We start from the raw sequence: 19,758 nt of genomic DNA on the forward strand, positions 1-19,758 counted from the left end.
GGCCGGTGGGCCGCCGGTTAGTTTAACCCGGCAACCGTCCCATGGTGCTCCCCCGCACGGCGTGGCGGTCAGCCAGGGTCGTCGGGCAGGGCCAGCTGCTCGGTCGAGGCGGGCACTGCCATGCCCAAGTGTCGCCACGCTGCGGCTGTCGCGACGCGCCCCCGGGGCGTGCGCGCCAGGAAGCCCAGCCGGACGAGGAACGGCTCGGCCAGCTCCTCGACCGTCTCGCGCTCCTCGGCCACGGCGACCGCGAGCGTGGAGATGCCGACCGGTCCCCCGCCGAAGCTGCGGCACAGGGCGGTCAGCACGGCACGGTCGAGTCGGTCGAGGCCCAGCTCGTCGACCTCGTAGAGCGCCAACGCCTTGCGGGACACCTCGTGGTCGACGACTCCCCCGGCTCGCACCTCGGCGTAGTCGCGCACGCGACGCAGCAGCCGATTGGCGATGCGCGGCGTTCCTCGCGAGCGCGACGCGATCTCGCGTCCACCGTCGTCGGAGACCTCGAGGTTGAGCAGACCCGCCGACCGGACGACGATGCGGTGCAGCTCGGCGGCGTCGTAGTAGTCGAGCTGCGCCGTGAACCCGAACCGGTCGCGCAGCGGGCTCGGCAGCAGACCTGCCCGCGTCGTCGCGCCCACGACCGTGAACGGCGGGATCTCGAGCGGGATGGCCGTGGCACCGGGACCCTTGCCGACGATGACGTCGACCCGGAAGTCCTCCATCGCCATGTAGAGCAGCTCTTCGGCAGGGCGTGACATGCGGTGGATCTCGTCGATGAACAGCACGTCGCCCTCGTTGACGCCCGACAGGATCGCTGCGAGGTCGCCCGCGTGCTGGATCGCCGGACCGCTGGTGATGCGCAGCGGGGCACCGAGCTGGTTGGCGATGATCATGGCGAGCGTCGTCTTTCCGAGACCGGGAGGACCCGAGAGCAGGACGTGATCGGGCGTGCGGCCGCGAGCCACGGCCGCCTCGAGCACCAGTGACAGCTGCTCGCGGACGCGCTCCTGGCCGACGAGCTCGTCGAGCGTGCGGGGACGCAGCGCGGCTTCGAAGGCGCGGTCCTCGGGGCCGGCCTCGGCCACGATCGCCTCGAAGCCGTCGTCCATCATCGGGTCTTCGCCAGCGAGCGCAGGGCGTCACGCAGGATCGTGGACACGTCGGGCGTCTCGCCGGGTGACAGGTCTGCGGCGACGGCGTCGAGCGCGGCGTCGGCATCGCGAGTGGACCAGCCGAGGCCGAGCAGCGCCTCGTGCACCTGCCCGCGCCACGAAGTCGCCCCCGCGGCTACGGTCGTCGTGACGCCGACCCGGTCCTTGAGCTCGACCACGATGCGCTCGGCGCCCTTGCGTCCGATGCCGGGAACGGTCGTGAGCGTCGCCAGATCGCCTTGGCCGATCGCCTGTCGGAGCCGGTCCGGATCGAGCACCGCGAGCATCGCCTGGGCGACCTTGGGACCGACACCGCTGGCCGTCTGGACGAGCTCGAACATGTCGCGCTCGTCGGGGGTCGCGAAGCCGAAGATCGTCAGCGAGTCCTCGCGCACGACCATCGAGGTCGACAGCTGCACCTCACGGCCGATGCGCAGCGTCGCGATCGTGCCCGGCGTGCACATGACCTGCAGGCCGACGCCGCCGACGTCGAGCACGGCGGAGGTGAGCGTGACGGCGGCGACGGGGCCGCGGACGTGGGCGATCATCGGACGGCTGCCTTTCGGGTGGCCTGCTCGGCCTTGGCGATGGCCTCCTGCAGGCGGTTCTGCGCTCCCCCGCGCCAGATGTGGCAGATCGCGAGGGCCAGCGCGTCGGCGGCGTCGGCCGGCCTGGGTGCCTCGGTGAGGCGCAGCAGCCGCGTGACCATGGCGGTGACCTGGGCCTTGTCGGCTCGTCCGCTGCCGGTGACGGCGGCCTTGACCTCGCTGGGCGTGTGGAGGTGGACGGGGATGCCGTGGCGTGCGGCGACGAGCATCGCGATGCCGCTGGCCTGGGCCGTGCCCATCACGGTGCTGACGTTGTGCTGGCTGAACACGCGCTCGACCGCGACGACGTCGGGGCGGTGCGCCACCACGCTGGCCTCGATCTGCTGCTCGAGCTGGTGGAGGCGACGGGCGGTGTCGAGCTCCGCAGGTGTGCGGAACACCCCCACGTCGACCATCGTCAGCGTGCGGCCCACCGTGCCGTCGACGACGCCCATGCCGCAGCGGGTGAGGCCGGGGTCGATGCCGAGCACCCTCACGCGGGTGCCACGCAGGTAGAACGCATGTTCGACAGCGTAGTCGGCGCGACTGCCGCCTGTCCCCCGACGCGCCGAGGCGTCGCCGGCGGGCCGGGCAGCTACTGCACCTGGGCCATGACCTCGTCTGAGGCGTCGAAGTTGGCGAAGACGTTCTGCACGTCGTCGCTGTCCTCGAGGGCGTCGATGAGCCGCATGATCTTGGTGGCAGCGTCGACGTCGACGTCGACGGTCATGGTGGGCACGAACGACGCATCGGCGGAGTCGTAGTCGAGCCCGGCATCCTGCAGCGCGGTGCGGACGGCCACCAGGTCGGTGGCCTCGCAGACGATCTCGAAGGTGCCGTCGAGGTCGTTGACCTCCTCGGCACCGGCGTCGAGGACGGCCATCAGCACGTCGTCCTCGTTGGTCGGGCCGCCCTCCTGCTCCTGCGGCACCATGATGACGCCCTTGCGGTGGAACATGTACGACACCGAGCCGGGATCGGCCATCGTGCCGTTGTTGCGGGTCATCGCGGTGCGAACCTCCATCGCGGCCCGGTTCTTGTTGTCGGTCAGGCACTCGACCAGCAGCGCGACGCCGCCGGGGGCGTAGCCCTCGTACATGATCGTCGTGTAGTCGACGGCGTCCGCGCCGACACCGCCGCCGCGCTTGACGGCGCGGTCGATGTGGTCCTTCGGCACGGACGACTTGCGGGCCTTCTGGATCGCGTCGTAGAGCGTCGGGTTGCCGTCGGGGTCGGGGCCGCCGATGCGGGCCGCGACCTCGATGTTCTTGACCATCTTGGCGAACATCTTGCCGCGCTTGGCGTCGACGATGGCCTTCTTGTGCTTCGTGGTCGCCCACTTGGAATGGCCTGACATGGCGCTGCTCCTGACTCTGACGGTCCAGCCTGACGACTGGGTGGTCGTGACGACCGGTCTACGACTGCTTCACGAGGTCGACGAAGTAGCGGTGAATGCGATCGTCGTCGCCCACTTCGGGGTGGAACGAGGTCGCCATCAGGCTGCCCTGTCGGACCGCGACGATTCTACCGGCTGCCTCGCCGGCGGGGATGGTGGCAAGCACCTCGACCGACTCGCCGACCTGCTCGACCCATGGCGCGCGGATGAACACGGCGTGCACGGGGTCACCCAGACCCGCGACGTCGATGTCGCCCTCGAACGAGTCGACCTGGCGGCCGAACGCGTTGCGGCGCACCGTGATGTCGAGGCCGCCGAGCGTCTCCTGGCCGTCGATGCCGTCCTCGATGCGGTCGGCCAGCATGATCATGCCCGCGCACGTGCCGAAGGTCGGCATGCCGCCACGGATGCGCTCCACCAATGGCTCGAACAGGTCGAACGTGCGGGCCAGCTTGTACATCGTGGTCGACTCGCCGCCCGGGAGCACCAGCGCGTCGCACCGTGCCAGCTCGTCGGGACGTCGCACCGTGAAGGCGTCGACACCGAGGCGCTGGAGGGTGTGCACGTGCTCGCGGACGTCACCCTGCAGGGCGAAGACGCCGATGGAGGGCACGGAGTCGGACGAGGCGTTGACGGACGGCACGGGCACCGCATCACCCTACTGAAGGGCACCGGACATGAGACGACGGCGGTGGCGTGAGAGGACCGAGGTCCTCCAGGGGATACGCCACCGCCGTCGAGCCCTCCAGATGTCCCTCCAGAGGGGTACCTCACAAGGGAGTAGTCGTCGTCCGGCGCAAGCGCCAGACGGGCTGTGCTCCCTCTTGCCGGTCCGCGATGTGAGGCACTCCCATACCTCGCACGGACCAGTAGCCGAAGCATACCCACCCCGCCCCCACCCCGGATACCACCGTGGCGCAGCGACCGAACGCCAGGCCGGTACGTCACCATGGCGCGGAGCGAGCGCAGCGAGCGAACGCCAGGCGGCCGCGACGAAGTCGCGGAGAGCGCCGACGAAGGAGGCGCGAGACGGCGAAGCCGTCCCGCCTACCAACCGCGCTCGGCCAACCGGTGGGGCTCGGGGATCTCGTCGACGTTGATGCCGACCATGGCCTCGCCGAGTCCACGCGAGACCTTGGCGATGACGTCGGGGTCGTCGAAGAACGTCGTGGCCTTGACGACCGCGGCGGCCCGCTCGGCGGGGTTGCCCGACTTGAAGATGCCGGAGCCGACGAACACGCCCTCGGCACCCAGCTGCATCATCATCGCGGCGTCAGCGGGCGTGGCGATGCCGCCGGCGGTGAACAGCACGACGGGCAGCTTGCCGGCCTGGGCGACTTCCTTGACCAGGTCGAACGGCGCCTGCAGCTCCTTGGCCGCGACGTACAGCTCGTCCTCGCTCAGCGACTGCAGGCGGCGGATCTCGCCGCCGATCTTGCGCATGTGCATCGTGGCGTTGGAGACGTCGCCCGTGCCGGCCTCGCCCTTGGAGCGGATCATCGCCGCACCCTCGGTGATGCGCCGCAGCGCCTCTCCGAGGTTGGTCGCGCCGCACACGAACGGGACGGTGTAGTTCCACTTGTCGATGTGGTTGGCGTAGTCGGCCGGGGTCAGCACCTCGGACTCGTCGATGTAGTCGACGCCGAGGCTCTGCAGCACCTGCGCCTCGACGAAGTGACCGATGCGCGCCTTGGCCATGACGGGGATCGAGACCTGCTCGATGATGCCGTCGATCAGGTCGGGGTCGCTCATGCGCGCGACGCCACCCTGCGAGCGGATGTCGGCCGGCACGCGCTCGAGGGCCATGACCGCGACGGCACCGGCGTCCTCGGCGATCTTGGCCTGTTCGGCGTTGACCACGTCCATGATCACGCCACCCTTCAGCATCTCAGCCATGCCGCGCTTGACCCGCACGGTGCCGCTGACTGCTGGACCGACCGACGTTGCTTCGTTGCTCACTGAGGTGTCCTTTGTTGTGCTGGAGTTCGTCACTCCATTCTACTCCCGGAACGGCGGGCACCTTCAGGCGGACACATCGCGGACCGGCCGCTCAGCGGCGGACGCGGCGGCGTCCCCGGCCACGGGCCGGAGGCTCCGGCACGGCGGCATCCAGCAGGGCCTCGCGGCTCACGAGCTTGCGTCGTGGACGGCCGTCGTCGCGGCCGAGCTGCCGCTCGCGCCGGTCGATCGCGCGCCAGCCCCGGAGGTCGATCGCGTCGGCGACGCGCGCCGCCACGAGATCGGTGAACGCCCGGGACGATCCGATGGGGCTCGCCAGCATCCCTGCGTTGGCGTCGGCGACGAGCAGGTCGACGGTCTCCTGCGCGCACGACCGGTTGGTGCCGATGAACCCGTTGGGCCCCCGCTTGATCCACCCGGCGACGTAGGCACCGGGGCGACCGACGACCCGGCCGCTCTCGTGGGGCACCGTGGCCGTGACGTCGTCGAACGGCAGACCGTAGACAGGCAGGCCGCGGTAGCCGATCGACCGCAGCACGACGCCCGTGGGCAGCACCTCGACGTCGGCGGTGGGGACGGCCCGCACCACCCCGGACTCGTCGGCGACGAGGTCGTTGCGGCACACCCGCACGCCGTCGACCCGGTCGGTGCCGATGATCTCGAGCGGCGACGCGGCGAAGCGGAACACGATCGTCCGGGTGCCCGGACGGCGCGGCCGGTAGGCGGCCTCCCGCAGCACGTCGAGCTTGAGGTCGGCCATCGCGTCGGTTCCGGACGGCAGCAGGTCGTCGCCCTCCACACGGATGTCGATGTCGCCGCGCTGCACCAGACCGACGAGCTCGGGCAGCGTGAACGCCGCATGGGCCGCACCGCGCCTGCCGACCAGGACGATCTCCCGGACGGCGCTGTCGCGCAGTGCCGAGAGCGCGTGGTCGGCGATGTCGGTCGTCGCCAGGCGATCGGGGTCGGTCGCGAGGATGCGGGCGACGTCGAGGGCGACGTTGCCGTTGCCGATGATGACGGTGCGCTCGGTGGAGAGGTCGAACGTCCGACCCGCGTGGTCGGGGTGGCCGTTGTACCAGGCCACGAACGCGGTCGCGGTCTCACTGCCGGCGAGGTCCTCGCCTGCGATGCCGAGGCGACGGTCCTGCGACGCACCCGTCGCGTAGAGCACCGCGTGGTGGTGGGCCAGAAGCTCGTCGTGGGACACATCGGCGTCCACACCCACGTCGACGCCGAGCAGGTACGAGAACCCGTCCTGGTCCTCGATCTGGCCGAAGAGGCCTTCGACGGTCTTGGTCGTGGGGTGGTCGGGGGCGACGCCCGCCCGCACCAGTCCGTGCGGGGTCGGCAGCCGGTCGATCACGGTGACGCTCACGCGGGGCCTCTTGAGCAGCTCGTCGGCGGCGAACAGTGCCGCCGGTCCGGCGCCGACGATCGCGACGCGCAGCTCGTCGCGCGACGACCGCGCCGTCACCGGCGAGACCGGGGCCTGCGGCGGGTACGACCGCTGCGGCGAGTGGAACATCGCGTTGACCTCGACGAACGGCAGCTGCGCGTCGGTCAGCTTGTCGTGGGCGCTGATCGCCCCGACGGGGCACGCCGTCACGCACGCCCCGCAGTCGACGCACGAGACGGGGTCGATGTAGAGCATCTCGGCCAGGCCGAAGTCGGCCTCGTCGGGCGTCGGGTGGATCGCGTTGACGGGACAGGCGAAGACGCACGAGGCGTCGCCGCAGCACGCCTGGGTGACGACGTGGGGCACGGATCAGTCCTGTGCGGCGGAGGCAGGGGCGGACGCGAACGCGACGGGCGGCTCGCTGCGGTAGCGCGACGGGCGACCGTCGATGCGGCACAGCCGCCACATGAAACGTGCGGCCCGGCTCTGCCGCAGACCCGCCTGGTCGGCGAGCATCCGCACGTCGCCGAACAGCTCCTGGAGGCGCTCGCGCGACTCGGGGGCACGCCAGTAGATCTCCTTCATGACCGACTTCGGGATGTCGAACTCCTTGCGGAACGACTTCGACGGCACCATGATGACGTCGCACAGCACCCGCATGATGACGGGGAACAGCATCGAGATGACGATCTTCTCGACGCGACCCAGGCGCGGCGCGTTGCGCCGGATGTAGTGGTGCGCGAAGGAGATGTGCCGCGCCTCCTCGGCCACATGGATCTCCATGATCCGCGAGAGCACAGGCGGCAGGTCCTTGCCGCTGCGCAAGATGGCCTTCTGCGTGTGGTCGACGGGCTCCTCCCCCGCCAGCACGCCGATGAAGAAGCCGTACCGGAACCGGGAGGCGGCCAGCGGCACCAGCCACGCCAGGCGGCGGACGAGCCACGGCATGCCCTCGACCGGCAGCCCGATGCGGTTGACGGTCTCCTGGAACATCTGCGTGTGGTGGCACTCCTCGGTCGCCTCGTGCGTGAGGTAGCGGTACTCCGCCGAGCCATTCGGCAGCGTGAAGACGTACTGCATGATGCCGCGGATCAGCATGTTCTCGAACTGGAGCCCGACCTTCAGGATGTTGGCCTGGCGCCACTGGCCGATCGCGATCTGACGCTCGAGCGACTGCGCCTGGTACCAGGGGTGAGCGCCCAGCGGGTCGACGTCGGCGGGCAGCACCCACCGCGGGTCGTCGGCGCGGACCTGGAAGTCGGGGTGGTCCCACGGCACGTCGACGAAGGCGTCGAAGTGACGGTCGACCGAGGCCTGCGACAGCGCGCGCAGGATGTCGGCGTACTGCTCGGGCGTGACGTCGACGGGGATGTCGGGAAGGTCGACGGTGTCGTTCTCGGCGGTGCGGTGGTCCAGGGTCTGCGACATGTGACGCTCCTCGGGGTGGCGGTCTTCACAGCATGTGGGATACCGAAGGTATGTGTCAATGCCAATGTCACATAGGTTCTGTTACATCGTCGCTGTCACGACTGTTCGAGCTACAGTGCCGGGTCGTCGACGGTCTGCAGGTAGACGATGCGCATGCGCTGGAAGACCGTGATCAGGCTCGCGAGCGCGAGCGCCCACAGCGTGATCTCGCGCAGGAAGGGCAGGTCGAGCAGGCCCGCGAACCCCGTCATCACCAGGATCGCGACGAGACGGTCCGACCGCTCGGCGATGCCACCCTTGGCCGTCATGCCGAGGCTCTCGGCCCGCGCCCGGGCGTACGACGTCAGGTTGCCGAGCACGAGGCACGCGAGGCTGAGGTACAGGTAGATCCGCGGGTCACCGAGATCGGCCTGCGCGTCGGACGTCGTGTAGTAGAGCATGATGCCGCCGAAGACCGCGGCATCGCCGACCCGGTCGAGCGTCGAGTCGAGGAACGCTCCCCACTTGGACGCCTTGCCGAGCTTGCGGGCCATGTAGCCGTCGATCAGGTCGCTGAACACGAAGGCCGTCACGACCATGACACCGATGAAGAACTGTCCGCGCGGGAAGAACCACAGGGCACCGGCGCTGACGCCCAACGTGCCGACCACGGTCACCTGGTTGGGCGTGATGCCCAGCTTCAGGAACAGGTCGCCGAGCGGTGCCCAGATCTTGGTCCAGAACTGGCGGAAGCGTTCGAGCACGGGTTGGTTCCTTCGGTTGAGGTCAGTCCTGGGGCCAGGCGGCCGCGAGCATCTCGCGGGTGTCGCCCAGCAGCTGCGGCATGGTCTTGGTCTGCCCGATGACGGGCAGGAAGTTGGCGTCGCCACCCCACCGCGGCACGACGTGCTGGTGCAGGTGCGCGGCGATGCCGGCCCCGGCCACACCGCCCTGGTTCATGCCCAGGTTGAAGCCGTGGGGGCTCGTCACGGTGCGCATGACCCGCATCGCGGTCTTGGTCATGGCCGCGACCTCGACCGTCTCGTCGTCGTCGAGCTCGGTGTAGTCGGCGACGTGCCGGTACGGGCAGACGAGCAGGTGCCCCGCGTTGTACGGGTAGAGGTTGAGCACGGCGTACGCGTACGTGCCGCGGTGGACGATCAGGCCCTCGGCGTCGTCCATCGAAGGGATGCGGCAGAACGGGCAGTCGACCGCGTCAGACGTCGACGGCTTGCCCTCCCCCTTGATGTAGAGGATGCGATGGGGGGCCCACAGGCGCTCGAAGGCGTCGGGCTCCCCCACACCGTCCTGCTCGTCCCGCCCGTCGCTCATACCTGCACCCGCGAGCGGATCGCCTCGACGATCCGCTCGACGGCGTCGTCGACGGGCACGCCGTTCTCCTGCTCACCGCTGCGGTAGCGGAACGAGACGGCATCGCCCTCGATGTCGTTGTCGCCGGCGATGAGCATGAACGGCACCTTCTGCAGCTGCGCGTTGCGGATCTTCTTCTGCATGCGTTCGTCGGAGTCGTCGACCTCGACGCGGATGCCCATGCCCTTGAGCCGGCGGGCCAGCTCGTACAGGTAGTCGGCGTGCCGCTCGGCGACCGGGATGCCGACGACCTGCACGGGGGCGAGCCACGGGGGGAACGCCCCGGCGTAGTGCTCGACCAGGACGCCCATGAACCGCTCGATCGAGCCGAACTTGGCCGAGTGGATCATGACCGGCTTCTGGCGCGACCCGTCGGCGGCCACGTACTCGAGGTCGAACCGCTCGGCCGACGGCATGTTGAAGTCGTACTGGATCGTCGACATCTGCCAGGTGCGACCGATCGCGTCGCGGGCCTGCACCGACACCTTGGGACCGTAGTACGCGGCGCCGCCCGGATCGGGCACGAGCTCCAGGCCGGTCTCGAGGCACACGTCCTCGAGCACCTTGGTGGCCACGGCCCAGTCGTCGTCCGAGCCGATGAACTTGTCGGGCTTGGAGTCGTCGCGGGTCGACAGCTCGAGGTAGAAGTCGTCCATGCCGAAGTCGCGCAGCAGGCTCAGGACGAACTTGAGCAGGTGGCGGATCTCGTCGGGTGCCTGCTCGGGCGTGACGTACGAGTGCGAGTCGTCCTGCGCGAAGCCGCGCACACGGGTCAGGCCGTGGATCACGCCCGACTTCTCGTTGCGGTACACGTGCCCGAACTCGAACAGGCGCAAGGGCAGCTCGCGGTAGGAGCGCTGACGCGACCGGAAGATCAGGTTGTGCATGGGGCAGTTCATCGCCTTGAGGCGGTAAGGCTGCCCGTCGAGATCGAGCGCCGGGAACATTCCCTCGCCGTAGTACGGCAGGTGTCCCGAGGTGTAGAACAGCTCTTCGCGCGAGATGTGCGGGGTGCCGACGTACTCGAAGCCTTCCTCGATGTGGCGACGACGGACGTAGTCCTCCATCTCGCGCTTGATGACGCCACCCTTGGGGTGGAACACCGGCAGGCCCGACCCGATCTCGTCGGGGAAGCTGTAGAGGTCGAGCTCGGTGCCGAGGCGACGGTGGTCGCGCCGCTGCGCCTCCTCGATGCGATGCAGGTGGGCGTCCAACGCCTCCTTGGTCTCCCAGGCGGTGCCGTAGATGCGCTGGAGCTGCTTGTTCTTCTCGTCGCCGCGCCAGTAGGCCGCTGCGCTGCGCATCAGCGTGAACGCCGGGATGCGCTTGGTCGTCGGCAGGTGCGGGCCACGGCAGAGGTCGCCCCAGGCGACCGAGCCGTCGCGCTTGAGGTTGTCGTAGATCGTCAGGCCGCCCTCGCCGACCTCGACGCTCGCTCCTTCAGCTGCGTCTCCGGCCGTCGACTTGAGGCCGATGAGCTCGAGCTTGTACGGCTCGTCGGCCAGCTCGGCGCGGGCCGCGTCGTCGCTGATCTCGCGACGGTCGAACTTCTGGCCCTCCTTGATGATCTTCTTCATCCGCGACTCGATCTTGACCAGGTCGTCGGGCACGAAGGGCTCAGGCACGTCGAAGTCGTAGTAGAAGCCGTCGGTGATCGGCGGACCGATACCGAGCTTCGCCTCGGGGAACAGCTCCTGCACGGCCTGCGCCATGACGTGGGCCGTCGAGTGGCGCAGGATGTCGCGCCCGTCATTCGAGTCGATCGCCACGCCCTCGACGACATCGCCGTCGGCCAGCTCGCGCGCGAGATCCCTCAGCTCACCGCCGATGCGTGCGGCGATGATCTCGGGCGACTCGGCGAACAGCTGCCAGGCCTTCGTGCCCGCCTCGACCGTCCTGGACTCTGAGTCGACGGTGATCTGGATGTCGGACACGGTGGAGCTCCTCGTTCGATGTGACGCGCCCTACGGATGGCGCGTGCTGCTTGGCACCACCCTAGTGCCCTGTCGGCGGCCCGGGTCGACCCCTCGTCGGCGGCCGGCCCGCCCGGACAACCGGGATACAGTGACGCGACGCCGAAGAGGGGGGTGGCCGATGTACCTGCGCCGCGCTGCGACGACAGGCTTGACCATGGCACTGATGCTGACGATCGGCGCGTGCGGGGGCGGCGGCGACGAGGACGATCAGGCGACCACGCCGACACGGACCAGCTCGCCGACACCGACCGTCGACCCGGCTCCCGAGTCCTCCACGGTGCCCGACGAGGTCGACCCGGACGAGCTGGGCGGGATCGTCGCCGGCGCACCCACGGACGTCACGTGGCGCGTCCCGACCGTGCCGCCGTCGTGGAAGAAGCTGAAGACCGAGTCCGGCGTGCTGCAGTGGCAGATCGACGACACCCCGTGCGCCGTCACCCTGTCGCAGCCGGCCGGTCTCGGCACGGCTACCGCCCCGACGCAGGACCAGGTGCTCGACGAGTTCGCCACCCGCACGGGCAAGGCCGCCGGATCGACGCTGGACGTGGGCTCGCGCGGCACCACGATGCTCCCGCTGATCACCGGCTCCACCGGCATGACGGCGTCGACGAAGGTGTCGCGAGCGACGCTGGCCGGAGGCGACGTGCAGGGTGTCATCTACGCCTACCGCAGCGGCGACTTCGCTCTCGTCATGACCGCGGTCTGCGGCAAGGGCGCGTACGACGGCGTCGAGACGTCCGACATCCAGCCGTTCGTCCGCCAGCTCGCCGTCAAGGCCGAGTACTAGGCGCGATCACCGGACAGACCGCCTGGTGCGCCCCTATCCTCCAGGAATGCTGAGACGCGGCGACGCAGGTCGCACCCTCCCCCGCTGGTCCGTCGTGACGGTGCTGACCGGTGCCGTGACGGTCGCCGTGACGATCGCACTCGGCACGGTCCCGGCCGACGCCGGCCCGGGGCTCGGCCCGTCGTACCGCGTCACGGGCGTGTCGGACGGAGACACCGTCAAGGTCATGGTCAAGGGCCGCATCGAGCGGGTGCGACTGATCGGCATCGACACCCCCGAGCTGGGCCGCGACGGTGCCGCCGACCAGTGCCACGCCCGCGAGGCCACCCGTCAGATGAGTCGGCTCGTGAAGGGCAGCCGCGTGCAGCTCCAGCGCGACCGCACGCAGGCCAACCGGGACGCGTACGGGCGACTCCTGCGATACGTCTACGCGGGCGGCAACCGACGCGACGTGGGCAGGACACTCGTCGCGAACGGACATGGTCGCGAGTACACGTTCAAGGGACGCGCCTACAGGCACCGCTCAGCACATCTGAAGGCACAGCGATCGGCGCAGAAGGCCCGCCGGGGTCTCTGGGGCGGGTGCGCCGCACCCACCGCGCCCCCACCGGTGCCGGCTCCCCCCGCTCCCGTGGGACAGGACGGCTGCCTCATCAAGGGGAACATCGCCAGCGACGGCGAGAAGATCTACCACGTGCCCGGTCAGCAGAACTACGACGAGACGAGGATCGACACGGCCAGGGGTGAACGCTGGTTCTGCACGGAGGACGACGCGGTCGCGGCAGGCTGGCGCAGGGCCGCGCGGTAGCGGTTGCTACGTCAGCTCGGGCTCCGGCACCCGTGCCGCAGCGCGCGGCGGCACCTCGGGGACGGGGATCAGCAGCGCCGCAGGAGCGCCCTCGGGCACGGCCGGGGCGACGGGGGGCACGACCGGCACGCGGACGTACGGCTCCCCCAACGGCGGGCGGGCGTCCGTCTCACCCTTGTTGGGCCACAGGGCCACGGCGCGCTCGGCCTGCGCCGTGATGGTCAACGACGGGTTGACGCCGAGGTTGGCGGTGATGGCCGAGCCGTCGGTGATGTGCAGGCCCTCATGCCCGAAGACCCGCTGGTAGGGGTCGATGACACCCGTGGCCGGTGTGTCGCCGATGACGCAGCCACCGATGAAGTGCGCCGTCATGGGGATGCCGGCCAGGTCGGCCGTCGAGCTGCCCGCGTTGCCGCCGACCTCCTTGGCCAGGTCTCGTGCGACCCTGTTGGCCATCGGGATCCACTTCGGGTTGGGATCGCCGACGCCCTGCTTGCTCGTCATGCGCCGACCGAACAGCCCCTTCTTGACGTAGGTCGTGATCGAGTTGTCGAGCGTCTGCATCACGAGAACGACGATCGACTGCTCGGCCCACCGCTTGGGGTTGTGGATCGCCAGCGCTCGTCGCAGTCCCAGCAGGCGGTAGGCCTTGACGACGGCTCCGAGCTGCGAGCCGCCGTGGCCGCCGTCGACCAACGGCGCGTTGATGAGCCCCAGGGCGCTGGAGCCGACGCCGTACCGGCAGACCTCGACATGGGTGTGCTCGTCGGGGTGGAACGACGACGTGATCGCGACGCCCGGCGTGTAGTCAGCTTCCTTGCGCATCGACCGGGCCGTGAGGACGGCCTCGGAGTTGGTGCGACTCAGCTCGCCGATGCGCGGCGACAGGTGCGGCAAGGACGTCTCCTTGAGCTGGTGCAGCAGGCGCTGCGTGCTCAGCGCGTTGCCGGCGAACACGACCTGCTCGGCCGTGAACGTCCGGCGGCGCAGCGGGTTGCCCGTACGCCGGGTCCTCACGGCATACCCGCCTGTCTTCCCGCCCCTTGAGCCTGTCGAAAGGGGCTTGACGTCCACGACCGTCGTCATCGGGTGCACCTCGGCTCCCGCTCCCTCGGCCAGGTGCAGATAGTTCTTGACCAAGGTGTTCTTGGCGTTGTGACGGCAGCCCGTCATGCACGCACCGCAGTCGATGCACGCCTTGCGGGTGGGGCCGGCGCCGCCGAAGAACGGATCGGCGACGGTCTCGCCGGGCTCCACGCCGTGATCGGCCCCGAACAGCACGCCGACGTCGGTCGCGTGGAAGGTGTCCTCGACGCCGTAGTCCTTCGCGAGGGCACGCAGGTGCTCGTCGGCGGGGCTGCTGCCGGGATACGTCGTGACGCCGAGCATCTTCTTGGCCTGGACGTAGTGGGGTGCCAGCTCGTCCTTCCAGTCGGCGAGGTGCGCCCACTGGCGGTCACGGTAGAACGCGTCGAGCGGTTCGTACAGCGTGTTGGCGTACACCAGCGAACCGCCGCCGACCCCGGTGCCACTGGCGATCAGCACGTCGCGCAGCAAGGTGATGCGCATGATGCCGAAGCACCGCGCCCACGGCGCCCACAGATAGCTCGGCGCGCTCCAGCTGGTCTTCGGCAGCTCTTCGTCGGCGAAGCGCCGCCCGGCCTCCATGACGCCGACGCGGTAGCCCTTCTCGGTCAGCCGCAGCGCAGCGACGCTGCCTCCGAAGCCGGAACCCACCACCAGGACGTCGTAGTCGAACTCGCTCATGCACCGAGCATACGGTCTTGTTGACACTCTGCCAATAGGAGGCGAAACTGAGCGCATGGCCACCCCCCGACTCCGGCTCGCACCGGCCGAGCGACGTCGACAGATCGTCGACGCGGCACGGACGCTGTACTCGGACCGTCCGTACGACGCGGTGTCGACGGCCGAGCTTGCCGAGGCCGCCGGCGTGGCGCGCGGCCTGATCAACCACTACTTCGGCGACAAGCGCGAGCTGTTCCTCGTCGTCATGCGCGAGTCGATCATGATGCCCGAGCAGGCGCTGCCCGATCTCGAGGGCCGGACCCTCGACGAGCGGGCGCGCCTGACGATGGACTGGATCCTCGAGGCGGCCGAGACGTACGGGCAGGCTTGGGTCGCCGCGAGCGGCGCCGCCAACCTGCACGGCAGCTCCGACATCCAGGCCGTCGTCGACGAGGCCGACGACCGCGCGGCCCGGCTCGTGCTCGACGCCCTCGGCCTGCCCGACACCCCCCGTCTGCGGGCGCGTCTGCGGCCCACCGCCTCTCTGGTCAAGGCCGTGTGCCGAGAGTGGCTGCAACGCGGCACGTACACCCGTGACGCGGCCCTCGACCTGCTGACCGACAACCTCCTGCTCTTCGTCCGATACGACCACCACACGACAGGTGACGACTCATGACCTCCATCGGCATCATCGGATCCGGCTTCGGCGCACTCGCCGTCGCGATCGAGCTGCAACGGGCCGGCCATACCGACCTGCGCCTCTGGGAGAGATCGGACGCCATCGGCGGCGTGTGGCGCGACAACACCTACCCGGGTGCCGCCTGCGACGTCCCGTCGCCGCTCTACTCGTTCTCGTTCGAGCCCTCGGCCGACTGGCGGTCGCGGTACGGCGGGCAGCCGGAGATCCTGACGTACATCCGGGCGACCGCCGACAAGTACGGCATCACGCCGCTCGTCCAGCTCGGCACCGAGGTCGTGGGGGCGGCCTACGACGAAGAGGCGGCGGCGTGGACCGTCCGGTTCGGCGACGGCTCGCAGCAGACCGTCGACGTCCTCGTGACGGCCGTCGGTCAGCTCTCGCAACCCGTCCTCCCCCGCATCCCCGGCGTCGACACGTTCGAGGGCACGGCGTTCCACTCGGCGCGCTGGGACCACGACGTCGATCTGCGCGGCAAGAAGGTCGCGGTGGTCGGCACCGGTGCGAGCGCGATCCAGTTCATCCCGCACGTCGCCGAGCAGGCGTCCGAGCTCGTGGTGTTCCAGCGCACGCCGTCATACATCCTGCCCAAGCCCGACCAGCGGTTCGGGCCGGTCTACCGGCGCATGCTCAAGCACGCCCCGGGAGCGCTGAAGGCCGAGCGTGCCGGGTCGTGGGGGCTGGCCGAGCAGTTCTCGCGCGGCCTCGACGACGACTCGCTGGTGGGCAAGGGCATCAGCGCCCTCGCCCACCAGCACCTGCGAGCGCGCATCAAGGACCCGCTGCTGCGCGCCAAGCTGACCCCCGACTACCCCGTCGGGTGCAAGCGCATCCTGTTCGCCAACAGCTACTACCCGGCGATCGCGCAGGCGCACGTCGACCTCGTCACCGAGCCGATCAGCGAGATCACGCCCACCGGGGTCGTCACGGGCGACGGCACGACCCACGACGTCGACGTCATCATCTACGCGACCGGCTTCGACGCGCAGGAGTTCCTCGAGTCGATCGACATCACGGGACCCGGTGGGCAGAAGCTCGCGGCCCAGTGGGCCGATGGCGCGCGGGCCTATCTCGGCATCTACGTGCCGAACTTCCCGAACCTGCTGGTCACCTACGGGCCCAACACCAACCTCGGCGGCGGGTCGATCATCTACATGCTCGAGGCGCAGGCGCGACACATGCGCCAGGCGGTCGACCGGCTCGTGGCCGGCTCCTACCGCTCCGTCGAGGTCACCGCGGAGGCCGACGAGGCCTACGACCGCGACGTCCAGCAGAGGCTCTCGCACTCCGTGTGGGCGCACTGCGACAGCTGGTACCGGCACGCCTCGGGGCGCATCACGTCCAACTGGCCCGGCTCGACCCATCCGTACGCCCAGCGCACCAAGGTGCTCGACCCGAAAGCGTTCCACTGGTCATGACGTCCTCTTCTGCACAGCCCTCTTCTTCGCACTCCTACCCCCCTGAGCCGTGGGACCTCCACGGGCACGCGTACGTCGCGGCGTGGCTCGTCCCGGTGGCCGACCTCCCCGCTCCGCACTCCCCCGCTACGAAGGCCATTACGCTGTTCGGTCGCGGCATCGTCGGCACGGCGTTCTTCGTCTACGAAGAGCCGAGCCCATTGACGTACGACGAGATCATGTCGACGGTGCTCGTGCGCGACGGCTGGCGCATCCGCGTGTCGATCACGCACATCTGGGTCAACAGCGAGGCCTCCCGTGACGGTGGACGCGACCTGTGGGCCATCCCCAAGCAGCTGGCCGACTTCGACGTCACGCCGCACGTCTCGTACAGCGCGCACGGCATCGGATCGTTGGTGCTGCGTCGCGTGCGCCGGCTGCCCCGCATGCTTCCTGCGGGTTTCAGGATCGCCCAGGACCAGGGCGGGCACCTGCTGGTGTCGCCCGTGACCGGGCGGATGCGGTTCGGCACCGCCTCCGGGCGTTGGACGTTCGACGCGGACGGCCAGCTGGGCTTCCTGCACGGACGCAAGCCGTTGCTGACGTTGGCCGCCAGCCCGTTCCGGCTCCTGTTCGGCCGCCGCTGAGCGAGCCGGGCTCGGGTGAGAATTGCCCGAGAACATCGCGTCGACCTGTCTCGTAAGCCCCGGCGCGCCCTATGTTGGGCGAACCCGTCGGCCACCGTGGCCGGCAGTCGTCAGGAGCCGCAGTGAGCAACGACCGCCAGCAACGAGCCGCCCGTGCCGAGCAGATGCGCCGCGACCGCGAGAAGGCCGACCGCAGGCAGCGCAACGTCATCACTGTCGCGATCGTCGCGGTGGTCGCCGTCCTGATCGGCGTCGGCAGCTACGCGGTCACGTCCGCGTCCGGCGGCAAGAGCTCGCCCGTCGTTCAGCCTGCGAACGCCACGAAGGACCACGGGATCGTCTACGACGCCGCGGCGGCGGGTGCGACTCCCCCGGCCGGCGCCAAGCCCGTCACAGTGGAGATCTACGAGGACTTCCAGTGCCCCGTCTGCAAGTCCTTCGAGGCCGCCACCGGCGACTTCCTGGACGCCCAGGTGGCGTCGGGGGCCGTCACGATCGCCTACAAGCCGTTCTCGTTCCTCGACGACAACGGCGGCAGCCCCAATCGCTACTCCCACCGCGCCACCAACGCCGCCCTGTGCGTGCTCGCCGATGGCGGAGCGTCCGCGTACAAGAAGATGCACGACGCCCTCTACGCGAACCAGCCCGAGGAGCGCACGGACGGGCCAGAGGACGACGAGCTCATCGACCGCGCGAAGCAGATCGGTGTCACCGGCATCGACTCGTGCATCCGCGACGAGAAGTACGAGGGCTGGATCGACGAGGCACGTGCGGCCGGCGAGAAGGCCGGCGTCGATCAGACCCCGACCGTCGTCGTCGACGGCAAGGCCGTGTCGAACTCAGCTGGCGGCGCACCGGGCGTCGAGGACCTGCAGGCCGCGATCGCCGCGGCTCAGGCCTGAGCCGCGGGGCCGCGCGCATGTGCGGTCCGCGATGTCATGCAGTGCCGCCGCGCATGTCGTTGCCTTCACTTCAGCCCCAGAGGTAACGTGCCGAGACGAGGTGTCGCACTGGCGCGCCAACGCACGAGGGAACCCCATGACCACGAGAAGTACCCGCCGCACGTGGGCGGCCGCCCTGCTCACCGCCTCGGCGATGCTGACTGCCGGACTCGCCTCGCCCGCAACAGCAGCGACGAGCACCGGCGCATCGAAGGGTGCCGTGACGCTCGACGGCCGGCCCGTGGTCGCCGCGAAGGTCCAGATCTACCGTCTCGTCTACCAGGAGACCAACCAAGAGCTCGAGGTCGCGGACAACCCCCTGAAGACCGACTACACCGACAGCAAGGGGCGCTACTCGTTCGCCGGCCTGTCCGCGAAGTCCGCCACCAGCAACAGGTACGTCGTGCTCGTCACCGACCGCACGGGGCGGATCGTCAAGACCTTCCGCACCATCGTTGCGAAGAAGGGCAAGACGGTCACGAAGAACATCCATGCGCGGGCGGCGGCCTCTCTCACCGGCACGCTGGCAACGAGTGACGGCCGCTCGCCGGCGGGACTGAGGGTCGGGCCCGACCACGGGCTGTACAACGATCAAGGGCCGTCGTACGACAAGCTGTACCCCGACTGGGACACGGTCGTGAAGGCCGATGGAACGTTCTCGCTGCGCGGCATCCCCGCCGACAACTACAGCGGCGTCGTGGTCTCCGACGGTCGGTACGGCTCGCAGTGCTACGACTTCACGCGCGTCGCGCTGGTCGACTGCGCCACCGGGACCGACAGCGCCGCATACGCCCCCCAGGGCATCTCGCTGACCGCCGGAGAGCAGCGAACCCTCCCCACCGTGACGATGACGAAGTTCGGCCCGGCTTCCACCAAGCTGGCCGGCACCGCCACGGACGCCTCTGGCAAGCCACTGAAGGGCATCGAGGTCACCGTGTCGAGCAGCGCGGCGGCGGGCACGAAGGGTGCGACTCGATCCAGCGGGCGTTTCACCGTCCAGGACCGCCTCCCGGCGGGCCCCTACACGGTCAGGTTCGACGACCCGAAGAAGGTGTGGGCGTCGCAGTACCTCGGTGGTGGGCCGGACAAGTCGGCACGGCAGGTAGTCACGATCACCCCGGGGCAGCCCATCAGCGGACTGGACACCGCCCTGAAGTCGAGGTCGTCGGCCAAGTTCGCCACCAAGGTCACCGGCCGCACGGCCAAGGTCGCCGTCAGCATCAAGCGCACTGCGACGGGCAGCGCCCCAGGCGGGACGTTCTGGCTGTCATTCAACGGCCTCAGCACCGCGGCAGACCAGGTCAAGAAGGGGAAGGCGAGTGTCACCTTCATCGGCCTCCCGAAGGGCACGCTCTCGCTCGTCGCCCACTACTCGGGCACCAGCAGCACGGCCGAGTTCTCGAAGGTCGTCAAGGTCACGGTCGAGTAGCCAGGAGCAGCAGATCGGGGCAGCCCTCGTCATCCCGGCGGGGGCTGCTTCATGCGCGGC

19 protein-coding genes are annotated in these 19,758 nt (G+C 69.6%); 7 read left to right on the top strand and 12 right to left on the bottom strand.

The genetic code is table 11. The features are described from left to right. Positions 1-68 precede the first annotated feature (68 nt). The 11 genes from ruvB to thrS form a co-directional block, all read right to left on the bottom strand. Complete coding sequence (ruvB, locus tag JOF40_RS15515; RefSeq protein ID WP_245343144.1) at positions 69-1,109, bottom strand: Holliday junction branch migration DNA helicase RuvB; 1,041 nt, start codon at positions 1,107-1,109, stop codon at positions 69-71. Then, on the bottom strand, positions 1,109-1,699 hold the full coding sequence (gene ruvA / locus JOF40_RS15520) for a Holliday junction branch migration protein RuvA (protein ID WP_129183891.1): 591 nt from the start codon (positions 1,697-1,699) through the stop codon (positions 1,109-1,111). Before ruvA ends, ruvB begins: the two co-directional genes overlap by 1 nt. Further along, on the bottom strand, positions 1,696-2,193 hold the full coding sequence (locus JOF40_RS15525) for a crossover junction endodeoxyribonuclease RuvC (protein WP_245343726.1): 498 nt from the start codon (positions 2,191-2,193) through the stop codon (positions 1,696-1,698). The genes ruvA and JOF40_RS15525 overlap by 4 nt, the downstream gene beginning before the upstream one ends. Positions 2,194-2,333: 140 nt before the next feature. Next, positions 2,334-3,095, bottom strand: a complete 762-nt coding sequence (locus tag JOF40_RS15530) for a YebC/PmpR family DNA-binding transcriptional regulator (RefSeq protein WP_129183887.1) — start codon at positions 3,093-3,095, stop codon at positions 2,334-2,336. Positions 3,096-3,153: 58 nt separating this feature from the next. Next, positions 3,154-3,783 carry a pyridoxal 5'-phosphate synthase glutaminase subunit PdxT gene (gene pdxT, locus JOF40_RS15535; protein ID WP_281286517.1) on the bottom strand — a complete coding sequence of 210 codons (630 nt, stop codon included), beginning with the start codon at positions 3,781-3,783 and terminating at the stop codon, positions 3,154-3,156. A gap of 398 nt (positions 3,784-4,181) precedes the next feature. After that, positions 4,182-5,093 (bottom strand): pyridoxal 5'-phosphate synthase lyase subunit PdxS, encoded by a 912-nt coding sequence (gene pdxS / locus JOF40_RS15540; RefSeq protein WP_129183885.1) that lies wholly within the window; start codon positions 5,091-5,093, stop codon positions 4,182-4,184. A gap of 91 nt (positions 5,094-5,184) precedes the next feature. After that, positions 5,185-6,858 carry a 4Fe-4S binding protein gene (locus JOF40_RS15545; protein ID WP_129183883.1) on the bottom strand — a complete coding sequence of 558 codons (1,674 nt, stop codon included), beginning with the start codon at positions 6,856-6,858 and terminating at the stop codon, positions 5,185-5,187. A gap of 3 nt (positions 6,859-6,861) precedes the next feature. After that, positions 6,862-7,920: an AurF N-oxygenase family protein gene (locus JOF40_RS15550; protein WP_129183881.1), complete on the bottom strand. Its 1,059-nt coding sequence runs from the start codon at positions 7,918-7,920 to the stop codon at positions 6,862-6,864. Between the two features lie 110 nt (positions 7,921-8,030). Then, positions 8,031-8,663: a phosphatidylinositol phosphate synthase gene (gene pgsA, locus JOF40_RS15555; RefSeq protein ID WP_129183879.1), complete on the bottom strand. Its 633-nt coding sequence runs from the start codon at positions 8,661-8,663 to the stop codon at positions 8,031-8,033. A gap of 22 nt (positions 8,664-8,685) precedes the next feature. After that, a complete protein-coding gene (locus tag JOF40_RS15560) occupies positions 8,686-9,231 on the bottom strand; it encodes an HIT family protein (RefSeq protein ID WP_129183877.1) in 546 nt (181 codons plus the stop codon). Next, positions 9,228-11,204, bottom strand: a complete 1,977-nt coding sequence (thrS, locus tag JOF40_RS15565; protein WP_129183875.1) for a threonine--tRNA ligase — start codon at positions 11,202-11,204, stop codon at positions 9,228-9,230. The genes JOF40_RS15560 and thrS overlap by 4 nt, the downstream gene beginning before the upstream one ends. Before the next feature lie 196 nt (positions 11,205-11,400). Between thrS and JOF40_RS15570 the strand changes: the two genes are divergently transcribed. Together JOF40_RS15570 and JOF40_RS15575 are read left to right on the top strand one after the other, a co-directional pair. Then, positions 11,401-12,033: a hypothetical protein gene (locus JOF40_RS15570; protein ID WP_129183873.1), complete on the top strand. Its 633-nt coding sequence runs from the start codon at positions 11,401-11,403 to the stop codon at positions 12,031-12,033. Positions 12,034-12,079: 46 nt separating this feature from the next. Beyond that, positions 12,080-12,841 (top strand): thermonuclease family protein, encoded by a 762-nt coding sequence (locus JOF40_RS15575; RefSeq protein WP_209674634.1) that lies wholly within the window; start codon positions 12,080-12,082, stop codon positions 12,839-12,841. A 6-nt stretch (positions 12,842-12,847) separates the two neighbouring features. Here JOF40_RS15575 and JOF40_RS15580 read toward each other — a convergent pair whose 3' ends face one another. Beyond that, a complete protein-coding gene (locus tag JOF40_RS15580) occupies positions 12,848-14,608 on the bottom strand; it encodes an FAD-dependent oxidoreductase (protein ID WP_129183871.1) in 1,761 nt (586 codons plus the stop codon). A 55-nt stretch (positions 14,609-14,663) separates the two neighbouring features. On the opposite strand from JOF40_RS15580, the gene JOF40_RS15585 reads away from it, so the two are divergent. From JOF40_RS15585 to JOF40_RS15605, 5 genes are all read left to right on the top strand, one after another. Then, on the top strand, positions 14,664-15,263 hold the full coding sequence (locus tag JOF40_RS15585; protein ID WP_188111820.1) for a TetR/AcrR family transcriptional regulator: 600 nt from the start codon (positions 14,664-14,666) through the stop codon (positions 15,261-15,263). Then, the gene (locus JOF40_RS15590) at positions 15,260-16,702 is read left to right on the top strand and encodes a flavin-containing monooxygenase (protein ID WP_129183867.1); all 1,443 of its coding nucleotides are present in this window, start codon (positions 15,260-15,262) and stop codon (positions 16,700-16,702) included. Before JOF40_RS15585 ends, JOF40_RS15590 begins: the two co-directional genes overlap by 4 nt. Further along, a complete protein-coding gene (locus tag JOF40_RS15595; protein WP_129183865.1) occupies positions 16,699-17,328 on the top strand; it encodes an acetoacetate decarboxylase family protein in 630 nt (209 codons plus the stop codon). Before JOF40_RS15590 ends, JOF40_RS15595 begins: the two co-directional genes overlap by 4 nt. 122 nt (positions 17,329-17,450) lie before the next feature. Next, entirely contained in the window at positions 17,451-18,230 is a 780-nt protein-coding gene (locus JOF40_RS15600; RefSeq protein WP_188111819.1) for a DsbA family protein, read from the top strand. 136 nt (positions 18,231-18,366) lie between these two features. Beyond that, positions 18,367-19,698: a carboxypeptidase-like regulatory domain-containing protein gene (locus tag JOF40_RS15605; RefSeq protein ID WP_188111818.1), complete on the top strand. Its 1,332-nt coding sequence runs from the start codon at positions 18,367-18,369 to the stop codon at positions 19,696-19,698. Positions 19,699-19,758: the final 60 nt, after the last annotated feature.

Origin of the sequence: Aeromicrobium fastidiosum, from assembly GCF_017876595.1 — a bacterium.
GTDB lineage: Bacteria > Actinomycetota > Actinomycetes > Propionibacteriales > Nocardioidaceae > Aeromicrobium > Aeromicrobium fastidiosum.